Consider the following 9,813-nt stretch of genomic DNA (forward strand, 5'->3'; position numbering starts at 1 on the left):
CTATCAACATCCTCTGCACTACCTGCTCGGGCTCGAGGGCGTCGCCCTGCTTCGAACGTTCGCCGGTGATCACAGCCGTGAGTTCGGGGAGGCTCGGATCGCGGAGATACGCCGGCTGTTGGACAGCCCCGAGCTAGCCGGCGAAGGTGTTACGGCCATGGCGGTGGACACGGTCGCCGGCTACCGTATCTGGTCGGCGACATACGACCAGCCGGGCAACGGACTGTTCGGATTCGAAGAAGCATTCGTGCACGACGTCATCGACGCCCTGCCGGTGGGCACGGCTCTCGACGCAGCCTGCGGCACCGGACGACATGCCCAGTACCTCGCGAGACGAGGCCATCGCGTCATTGGCGTGGACAGCTCACCCGAGATGCTCACCTACGCTCGTAAACGCGTTCCGGCAGCAGAATTCCGGGAGGGGCAACTGCATGAATTACCGTTGCCCGATAACCATGTCGACATCGCCGTGTGTGGTCTCGCGCTGGCGCATCTTCGCGACCTGCGCCCCGCCTTCGCGGAACTCGCCCGCGTGTTGCGCCCCGGCGGCCATCTGATCATCACCGACGTCCACCATGAAATGGTGGCGTTGGGCTCGGTGCCCCATATCCGTTCGGCCGCTGGCGAGCCGCAGCTCATTCCGTCATACCGGCACCGTGCCAGTGACTACCTCAACGCCGCCCTGCCGCTGGGCCTGCACCTGCGACGCTGCGAGGAGCCCGGTCAGCAGACCATGCACGAGCAGGACCCCATGGCGGACGACATCACGACTCATGCGTGGGATGTCTGGCCGTGGTCTCTGCTCGCCATCACGCCGGCTGCGTTCAGCGCCGCCTGGACCGGAACACCCGCCGTGGTCCTCTGGCACTTCCAATTGGCTGACGAATAGAGCAGCCGAGCCGCTCCGGGCGCACGATCGATCCGCAAGGCGTTCCTTGATCGGGCTGCGGTGTCGACCGGCCTGGCTGACCGTTGTACGCGGCTGACCTCGAGGCAGGCACTCATCGACCGTTCAGGCATCAGCGATGACAAGCGGCGGTTTCGTACGCGCTGACCAGCCCTGACCAGCGAATGGAGCCCGGCAGCTGCGTGAAGTCGACTTCCCCGCAGTGGTGGCCGCGGCGCTGCACGACAGCGGTCTCTCACCGCACCGGTTGACCGTTGAGATCACCGAATCGGTTGCGGTTGGCGGTGGCGCCACCCACGACAATCTCCAGAACCTGCGGGCCATGGGCGTGCGACTGTCCCTCGACGACTTCGGCACCGGCGCGTCCACGCTCAGCCTGCTCACCGCCTGCCCCGTGCATCAGATCAAGCTGGACCGTTCCTCCGTTCCCGACAGAGGCTCGGACGCGATCGCCGACGCGGTGGCCCACATGGCTCACGCCTTCGGGTTGCAAGCGGTGGCCGAAGGGATCGAAACCGAGGCCGGCCGCGCCCGATGGACGATGCACTGGAAGCCCGTGCTGAACGCCTTCGCCATCACCTTCGGTGACCGCTGGCCGGCCGCCGAAACCTGCTGATTGAAGAGCCGGAAACACCGATCACGGTACGGACCCTGCGTCGGTGTCGTGTGCTTCATCTGGGTGCTTCGTTGTTGGGGGATCTAGCCGGAAGATGCCTGGCACAGCCACGACATATCGATACACCTGACCTTAGCGTTGCGGACATGGGAGCGCTCCCGTAACATGCGAGTAACGTTTGTTAGCGCTAACAATATGATCTGCTCAGGGCTGAGAGCCACCGCCTTCGCTCAGGAGAGAGTCTGTGAACAGATCCAGACGAATGAATGCCGCTTTGGCCTCGGCCAGTGCCACGCTGCTGGGATCGGCTGCGCTCGCGGTCACGATGCCGGCCAGCGCCGCCGCGGCAGGCTGTTCGGTCAACTACACCATCGCCTCGCAGTGGCAGGGCGGATTCGGCGCCAACGTATCCATCAAGAACCTCGGTGACGCGCTGAGCAGCTGGACGCTGACCTGGACATACGGCGCCGGGCAGACCGTGACCCAGTCGTGGAACACCTCGCTGACCCAGAACGGGTCCTCCGTCACGGCCAAGAACGTCAGCTACAACGGCTCCATCGGCACGAACGGCGAGGTGTCGTTCGGCTTCAACGGCTCGTCGGGCAACAGCAACCCCATCCCGTCCGACTTCGCCCTCAACGGCGTGGCATGCACCGGGCAGCCGACCACCCCCTCCTCGGAGCCGTCGGTCTCCCCGAGCTCGCAGCCGTCGTCGAGCCAGCCAGCCTCCTGTGCACTGCCCACGTCCTACCGTTGGTCGTCGACCGGCCCACTGGCGCAGCCGAAGTCCGGCTGGGCGTCACTCAAGGACTTCAGCATCGCCCCCTACCAGGGCAAACAGCTGGTGTACGCCACCACCCACAGCAGCAGCGCCACCGGCGGTTGGGGTTCGATGAACTTCGGTCTCGTCGACAACATCAACCAGCTCGGCTCGGCCAGCCAGAACGCCATGAGCCAAGGCGCCGTCGCGCCGTCGCTGTTCTACTTCGCGCCGAAGAACATCTGGGTCCTTGCCCACCAGTGGGGTCCGACGTCGTTCTCGTACCGCACGTCGACCAACCCGGCCAATGCCAACGGCTGGTCGGCCCCGCAGCCCTTGTCGACCGCGACGATCACCGGCTCCGGCACCGGCGTGATCGACCAGACGATCATCGGTGACAGCCAGAACATGTACCTGTTCTTCGCCGGCGACAACGGCAAGATCTACCGCCAGATCATGCCGATCGGGAACTTCCCGGGCAGCTTCGGCTCCAACTATACGACGATCATGAGCGACACCTCGGAAAACCTGTTCGAGGCGCCGCAGGTCTACAAGGTGCAGGGCCGCGAGCAGTACCTAATGATCGTCGAGGCCAGGACCAGTTCCTGGGAGCGCTACTTCCGCTCGTTCACGGCGACCAGCCTCAGCGGCGCCTGGACCCCGAACGCGGCGACCTACAACAACCCGTTCGCGGGCAAGGCCAACAGCGGAGCCACCTGGACCAACGACATCAGCCACGGCGAACTGCTACGCACCAGCGCGGATCAGACGAACACCATCGATGCGTGCAACCTGCAGCTGCTGTACCAGGGCCGCGCCACGAACTCGAGCGGTGACTACGGCCTACTGCCGTACCGGCCCGGTCTGCTGACCCTCCGCCGCTGATCCCCCATCAGGTGAGACAACGAAAGGCAGGCCTGGTGGAACCAGGCCTGCCTTTCGACCCACGTTCTAGGAGCTTCGTGCCGATGATGTCAGATTTCCGAGGCTCATCGCACCACCGCGTGGCCAGGGATGCTGGGTGAGTGTTTGCGAGGCCCTTTCGCGCGCGTAGGGCCTTCTGGGCGTGGCGCGTGGCGGGGACCGACTGTGGTCGGATCATCGTGCTGTTCGCCGCCCAGCGAATCAGCGCCTCGGAGGACCGCGGCTCACGTCCGTTGTCTCGGGCCAGTCGTCGGTTGGCGGTCAGCCAAGCGAGGCTGCGCTCGACCACCCCCGGCGAGTAGAGGGGTGAGGACAATCCCGACCACGGGCGGGGCGGCCACGATCTTCTTGGGGCCGCCCCGTCGTTGGCTCACACGGTCGGGACCGTGCCGCCGTCGACGACGTACTCGGCGCCCACGATGGCCGAGGCGCGGTCCGACACCAGGAACCCGACCAGGTCGGCGATCTCCTCGGGCTGGGCGAACCGCCCCAGGGGAACCCCGCCCAGGGAGTCGTAGATCGTCTGCTTGGCGGCTTCGCGGGTGAGCCCGTTGCCCTCGGCGATCCGGTCCACGAACCGCTCGTAGGCCTCGGTCTCGATGCCGCCGGGGCTGATCGCGTTGACCCGCACACCGCGGGGTGCGAGCTCGTTGGCGAGGCCCTTGCTGTACGTGCGCAGCGCCGCCTTCGCCGCCGCGTACGCCAGCGACGCGTCGTACTGCGGTAGTTCCCGCTGGATCGAGGTGAAGTGCAGCACCACACCCGACCCGGCCCCGGCCATCGCCGGCAGGAGGGCCCGGTCGAGCCGCACCGCACCCAGGAAGTTCAGGTTCAGTTCGGTCAGCCACTGCTCTTCGGTGATGACTGCGAAACCACCGGACGGCGTCGAGGCGCCCCCGACGACGTGCACGAGAATGTCGAGCGCACCGACGGCCTCGGCGATGCGGTCCGCCACGAGCTGCGCGCCCTCGACGGTCGACGTGTCCGCCTCGATGAACCGGTCGGGGCGGTCGTACCCGTCAGGCATCGTCCGGGCCGTGGTCCACACGTCGGCGCCCATCTCCCGCAGGCGGGTGACGACAGCCTTGCCCGAACCCTTCGACCCGCCCGTAACGAGCGCGTGGCGGCCGTCGAGGCGGTCACGTTCTTTGCTGGACATTTTCCTCTTCCTTCTGACGGATGGGTGGTGTGCGGTCGGGCTCAGGCCTCGTGGTTGGCGATGACGAGCTCGGCCACGAGGTTGCCGCGGAGGGTGAAGCGGTAGTCCAGGTCGGCGACGCCGCCGGGGAAGGTGCCCTCGAGGCGCAGGGTCACCGCCCAGTGGTCGTCGTCGACGCGGCGGGCGCCGATCTGCTCGGTGGTGTACTCGAATTCGGTGCCGGCGTCGCGCAGGAACGCGTGCACCTCGTCGCGGCCCCGGAAGATCTCGTTCTGGTCGACGATCACGACGTCGTCGACGAGGAACGACGAGGCCGTGTCGGCGTCGTGCACGGTGCTGGCCGCGAGGAAGTCGCGGACGGTGGCCGGAAGGAGGTCGGAGCGAAGGTCGTTGTGTGTCATGTCGTCACCGTGCGGCCTCGCGGGGCCGGAGGGTCAAGTGCTGGACCCTCCCCCTGGGGGAGGGTCCAGACTGAGGGGGTGCTGACGATCGGGGAGTTTTCGCGGTTGACCCACTTGAGCGTGCGGACCCTGCGCCGTTACCACGAGGGGGAGCTGCTCGAGCCGGCCGTTGTGGACGGGGCGACCGGCTACCGCTACTACTCCGTCGAGCAGATACCGACCGCGCAGGTCATCAACCGGCTCCGCGAGCTCGACGTCCCCTTGAGTGACGTGCAGCGGATCCTGCGGACCCCGGACCCCGGCGTCCGGTCGACCCTGGTCGCGGGTCACCTGCGGCGCTTGGAGGCCGAGCTTTCTCGCACCCGGGCCGCGGTCACCTCGCTGCGCCGCCTCCTGCAGCCCGACCCCGCGCCGATCGAGGTCGAGCTGCGCGCCGAACCCGCGCGCGAGGTCGCGGCGATTGAGGCCGTGGTCGGCCACGCCGACGTCGAGGCATGGTTCGCCGGCGCGATGGCCGAGCTGGAAGCGGCCGTGGGCGCGAGTGTGACCGGGCCGCCGGGGGGTAACTACGACAACTCCCTGTTCGAGCAGGGCCGCGGTCGGGTGCTGGTCTATCTGCCGACCTTTACCCCGCCGCGCACCGGACGGGTGCACGCCGTGACCCTGCCCGCCGCGGAACTGGCGGTGACCACCCACGTCGGCGAGCACGAGGGCGTCGACGTCACCTACGGCAAGCTCGGTGCGTGGGTCGTGGAGAACGCGATGTCGGTGGCTGGACCCGTGCGAGAGGTTTACCGCGTGGGGCCCCGGGATGCGAGCGATCCGGGCGCCTGGCGCACGGAGATCGGGTGGCCGGTGTTCCGCGTGACATGAAGGCGCGTAGACAGTAGATCGCCGTCCTGGCCGACGCCGTGGCGGTAACTACGTCATTCGGGCGGCGCGCATCAGCACGGTCCAGTAGACCTGTGCCGCAGGAGGGACAGATGGGTTTGTCAGGCTGGACTGCCCCGGCTGTGGCCGTGGTGTCCGCGAGCGGTTCAAGAAGACGATCACCGGGCGTGAGGTGTGCCCGACTGGGGTCCGTAACGCGTGGCACAGTCCCGCGACGGGATGGGCGAGCGTCCGGCTCGAACATCGCCGCCCCATTCGTGTCGGCCGAGCGCGAGGCGACTTGTCATGTCGAGCTTGACCTCGCCGTACGGGGCGACATGGGTCCAGAACAGCGGGGTCAGGCCGCGCCGGCCGGCGTCGAGGATGCCTTCCAGCACGACGTGGTAGCCGGCGTCGAGCGCGGCCTGGATCATCGTCGCGATGAACTGGGGCGCGACCGGGTGCATGCTGTTGCCACCGTGCTCGCGTAGAAGCACCCTTCTCACATGATCTTGACCAATGAGGGCGGCACCTCTGCCGAACCTGCTGCGAACCTCAGGTGGATGGCAGGCTGGTCGTGCGGACGAATTCGGCCAGAGTGGCGGCTGAGCTACTCCTGATATTCGCGTCCGTAGGTCTTGACGCCGTCCATCATGTTCCGCAGGTTGACAGGCGCGTTGTAGCCGAAGGTGCGCTCGAAGGACTGGTAGCCCTCCTCGGAGGATTCGGCGCTGCGCGGCAGCATTCTCTCGGCGAAGGCGTCGAACGCGGCGTCGATGTCGTCCGGGTTCTCGGCGATGAGGGTGCCGAGTTCTGCGCCGTCGAAGAGCGCCCAGTTCGCGCCGTCGCCATCGGGCGGGGTCAGGTGCGCGGCGTCGCCGACGAGCATCACGCCGGGCCTGCGGTCCCAGGTGTGCCCGAGCGGGAGGCCCCAGATGGGACGGACGACGGGGTCGGTGTCCCCGCCGGTGATCAGCTCGGTCAGTTCCGGTGCCCACCCGTCCCCGAGTTGGGCGGCGATAACCTGCAATGCCTGCTCCCGGTCGGCGAGGTCGATGGTTTCCGCCCAGGGGAGCGGTTTCTTCATGACGGCGTAGACGTGGATGATGTCGTTGGCTTCGCGGTGCCCGAAGATGCCGCGGCCGGGCTGCATCGCGAGCATCGCGCCACGGCCGACAATCTCCGCACCGTCTCGATGGCGGGCTTCGACGTCGTGCAGGAACGTCTCTGCCCACAGGGTGCCGGTGTACTCCGGGGCCGCCCCGTTGAGATAGGCCCGCACCCGGGACCACGCGCCGTCGGCGCCGACGAGCACGTCCGCGTCGACCGAGTCGCCGTTGGCGAACACGACGGTGTGGGCGTCGCCGGTGGCGTGGATCGATGCGATCTTGTGGTCCCAGCGGATGGTCCCCTCAGGCAGGGACTCGACGAGGATGCGGCGCAGTTCTCCCCGCAGCACCTCAGGGTTGGTCAGCTTGCCGTCGTCCGGGATCTCGCCGACGACGTGACCGTCGGGGTCGAGGAACCGCATGGCCTCGGCGCCCAGGTTAACGATGGAGTGGAACTCGTCCGTCAGTCGGCACCGTGCGAGCGCGACCTGGCCGTTGAAGTCGTGAATGTCGAGCTGACCGCCCTGCGTGCGGGCGTTCAACGACCCCTCACCCTCGTAGAGCACCACGGGAATGTCGTTGAGGTGCAAGACACGCGCGAGCGTAAGGCCAGCGAGGCCCGCTCCGATGATCACGATGGGTTTCATAGCTGTTCGATCTCCCTGATAGACGTGACAGAGATGGCCGCGAGCGAGCCCAGATTCCCTCTTGCCGCAAAACAATTATGCTACAAAACTACTTTTGGGCAAGACCGCATGACCCAAAATATTTTGCGGCTAAACTATCCTCACGAGTGCCGCGCCACCGGAGGACATGACCATGGACGGACCCCCGCGACCGCCATCGCAGCACGAGCGCGTGCTGGACGGCCTGACGGCGTTCGGAGCCGCGCAGAGCGAGCTGCTCCGGCTGTTCGCGCGCACCAAGGGCATGCACGTCACCGACGCCGCGGCTGTCGTGCAGATCATCGAGCACGAAGATGCCGGCCGACCTCTCACCCCGGCACGTCTGGCAGAGCGCATCGGCCTCTCACCCGGTGCGACCTCGATCCTGCTCGCTCGCCTGGAGACAGCAGGCTTCATCGACCGGACGCGAGAGCACACCGACCGCCGCATCGTCACGCTGCGATCCACGAAGGCGATAAACGAGGCCGCAGACGCGTTCTTCGAACCCCTGGCAAAACAGCTCAACGCCGCGCTGGCCGAGTTCACGGCCAAGGACCTGGACCTGCTACTCTCGGCCACCGACCGCTTGCGCGCACTGGTGGAGGCCTACGCGCGCGACGCCATGACGCAGCCTGAACCGACTGGGCACCCAACGGACGCCGCCTCGCAGCAACTCCCCTGACCACAAGCACACGGCAGGGCAGGCACCATCCGTTACAGCGCCGAACTGCCCCTACCGGCGCCGATGAACCCCAACTCGACTCTGACCGCACAGTGTGACGGATTGTTGGTGGGAGGAACATGGCCGCCATCTGGGGACGTGGTTCCGGCATGATGTGATCATGCGCTGGTCTACGCCTTGGTGGGCGTTGCTGTCCTCGGCGGCGGCGCCTGCCGTGCTGATCGGCGGATGGACCCTGGCGGCGCAGCGGCAGCCGGAAGGCTACGACAGTACGGTGGCGACGATCAGCTCTCTGGCGGCGCAGGATGCCACCGACCGCTGGCTGATGACCGTGGCACTGCTCGGCGTCGGGGTCTGCCATGGCGTGACCGCGCTCGGGCTGTCCCGGGCAGCTCCAGCGGGCCGGGTCGTGCTCGGTCTTGGTGGCCTGGCGACGGTCTTGGTGGCGGTGTTCCCGCTTCCGGTGGCGGGGGCCGCGCCGGCGCACACGGTGGCCGCTGCGGTGGCGTTCGTGGCCCTCGCGGTGTGGCCGGCGCTGGCCTGGCGCCGAGGTGGTCACAGTCCGGCGGCGCTCCGACCGGTCGTGTCCGTCGCTGCGGCGGTGGCGTTGCTCGGCTTGGTTGCTTGGTTCGGTGGAACTCTGGGCAGCGGTGGTCGAGTGGGACTGACGGAACGCTTGGCCGCCGGCGCGCAGGCGTGCTGGCCACTGGTCGCGGTGCTTTCCAGCCGGTCCGATCCCCACTGCGCCGCCCGCTGAGCTCCGGACATCACATCCAGGATTCGCAGTCCTGGATCCCGCCGGCGTCGACCTTCGACTGGTCCTTCAGCGGCTCACCGCGGCCGGCGAGGCAGGCTTCGGCGAAGCGGGGACGCAAGTGGCGCGGCGGCCAGCACGCGGTACTGGCCGCCGGTACCGTCCGGACCCGTGCAGTGGCGGACCGGCTCGGGTCGCGCCGCGGGCGGTGGATCTCCACCACCCGCGGCGGTCGCTGATCAGCGCGAGCTGATCAGCAGCCCCGGCACGACCGTGCGGCCGGTGCGGAACTCGGTGTAGGCCCATTGCTCCTGGTCCGGTTGCGGGCCGACCGGGTTGAGGGTGACCTGGCCCGACCCGCCACGGGTGACCTCCGGCGGTGCGGTGATCGTCGCGTTGCGGCGGTTGCCGTCGGCCGCGACCGCCGTCACGCCGAGCCGGTAGGGCACGTCAGCGGTGTCCGTCGACTGCGCGTGCACGTACGCCATGTACACGCCCGGCTCCGGGAAGAACCGCGCGATCCGCTCGTTGCTGTGCCAGAACGCCTAGCTCCGCTCGATGAGTTTGCCGTCCTTGTAGAGGTACAGGTCGAGGTTCTTGTTCGGGTCGTCCGAGGCGGTCTGCACGATCAGGCCCGCCGTTCCGCTCGGCACCACGATCCGGGTGCCCTGCGTCCCGACGCCACCAGGGGCGAAGGAGCCGCCGGTCACGGTCGTGCGCAGCTGCTTGCCCGCCCAGGTCACCGGGGTGTACCCGGTGGTACGTGCGGCCAGCGGCCCGGTGAAGCCCGGCTCCAGGAGGCCCTGCCCGAGCCCACCGACCCGGCCGAACTCGAGGCCGGTGTCGTCGTAGGGCCGCGGTGTGAGACCCCACGGCCGGGCCGCGACGGTGAGCCGCACCCGGTGCCGGGCGCCGGTGAGGACCAGCGATCCGGTGGTTTGACATCCTCCTCGCCCTAAAGGACGA

11 protein-coding genes and 1 pseudogene are annotated in these 9,813 nt (G+C 67.9%); 6 read left to right on the forward strand and 6 right to left on the reverse strand.

Annotation, left to right across the window (positions count from 1 at the left end):
• The 3 genes from Acy02nite_RS45470 to Acy02nite_RS45480 form a co-directional block, all read left to right on the forward strand.
• On the forward strand, positions 1–889 hold an 889-nt coding region (locus Acy02nite_RS45470; RefSeq protein ID WP_203756317.1), incomplete at its 5' end, for a class I SAM-dependent methyltransferase.
• Positions 890–1,085: 196 nt separating this feature from the next.
• A complete protein-coding gene (locus tag Acy02nite_RS47440; protein WP_264653466.1) occupies positions 1,086–1,523 on the forward strand; it encodes an EAL domain-containing protein in 438 nt (145 codons plus the stop codon).
• 262 nt (positions 1,524–1,785) lie between these two features.
• On the forward strand, positions 1,786–3,168 hold the full coding sequence (locus Acy02nite_RS45480; protein ID WP_239175890.1) for a non-reducing end alpha-L-arabinofuranosidase family hydrolase: 1,383 nt from the start codon (positions 1,786–1,788) through the stop codon (positions 3,166–3,168).
• Positions 3,169–3,577: 409 nt separating this feature from the next.
• On the opposite strand, the gene Acy02nite_RS45485 is transcribed toward Acy02nite_RS45480, so the two are convergent.
• Positions 3,578–4,366, reverse strand: a complete 789-nt coding sequence (locus tag Acy02nite_RS45485; RefSeq protein ID WP_203756330.1) for an SDR family oxidoreductase — start codon at positions 4,364–4,366, stop codon at positions 3,578–3,580.
• Positions 4,367–4,407: 41 nt separating this feature from the next.
• Positions 4,408–4,767 carry a nuclear transport factor 2 family protein gene (locus tag Acy02nite_RS45490; protein ID WP_203756333.1) on the reverse strand — a complete coding sequence of 120 codons (360 nt, stop codon included), beginning with the start codon at positions 4,765–4,767 and terminating at the stop codon, positions 4,408–4,410.
• Positions 4,768–4,845: 78 nt separating this feature from the next.
• Here Acy02nite_RS45490 and Acy02nite_RS45495 point away from each other — a divergent pair, with 78 nt between their 5' ends.
• Entirely contained in the window at positions 4,846–5,640 is a 795-nt protein-coding gene (locus Acy02nite_RS45495; protein ID WP_203756335.1) for a MerR family transcriptional regulator, read from the forward strand.
• A 176-nt stretch (positions 5,641–5,816) separates the two neighbouring features.
• Here the strand turns inward: Acy02nite_RS45495 and Acy02nite_RS47860 are convergent, their stop codons facing one another.
• Positions 5,817–6,104 (reverse strand): hypothetical protein, encoded by a 288-nt coding sequence (locus Acy02nite_RS47860; RefSeq protein WP_203756337.1) that lies wholly within the window; start codon positions 6,102–6,104, stop codon positions 5,817–5,819.
• A 143-nt stretch (positions 6,105–6,247) separates the two neighbouring features.
• Positions 6,248–7,393, reverse strand: coding sequence for an FAD-dependent oxidoreductase (locus Acy02nite_RS45505; protein WP_203756339.1), 1,146 nt, complete (start codon positions 7,391–7,393; stop codon positions 6,248–6,250).
• A 211-nt stretch (positions 7,394–7,604) separates the two neighbouring features.
• Between Acy02nite_RS45505 and Acy02nite_RS45510 the strand changes: the two genes are divergently transcribed.
• Both Acy02nite_RS45510 and Acy02nite_RS45515 read left to right on the forward strand, forming a co-directional pair.
• Complete coding sequence (locus tag Acy02nite_RS45510; protein ID WP_239175891.1) at positions 7,605–8,093, forward strand: MarR family winged helix-turn-helix transcriptional regulator; 489 nt, start codon at positions 7,605–7,607, stop codon at positions 8,091–8,093.
• Between the two features lie 160 nt (positions 8,094–8,253).
• Entirely contained in the window at positions 8,254–8,850 is a 597-nt protein-coding gene (locus Acy02nite_RS45515; protein ID WP_239175893.1) for a DUF998 domain-containing protein, read from the forward strand.
• Positions 8,851–9,086: 236 nt separating this feature from the next.
• On the opposite strand, the gene Acy02nite_RS45520 is transcribed toward Acy02nite_RS45515, so the two are convergent.
• Both Acy02nite_RS45520 and Acy02nite_RS45525 read right to left on the reverse strand, forming a co-directional pair.
• Positions 9,087–9,341 carry a hypothetical protein gene (locus Acy02nite_RS45520; RefSeq protein ID WP_203756355.1) on the reverse strand — a complete coding sequence of 85 codons (255 nt, stop codon included), beginning with the start codon at positions 9,339–9,341 and terminating at the stop codon, positions 9,087–9,089.
• A 51-nt stretch (positions 9,342–9,392) separates the two neighbouring features.
• Positions 9,393–9,813, reverse strand: a pseudogene (locus Acy02nite_RS45525) (S8 family serine peptidase); the annotation flags it as partial.

It is taken from the genome of Actinoplanes cyaneus, from assembly GCF_016862095.1.
GTDB lineage: Bacteria > Actinomycetota > Actinomycetes > Mycobacteriales > Micromonosporaceae > Actinoplanes > Actinoplanes cyaneus.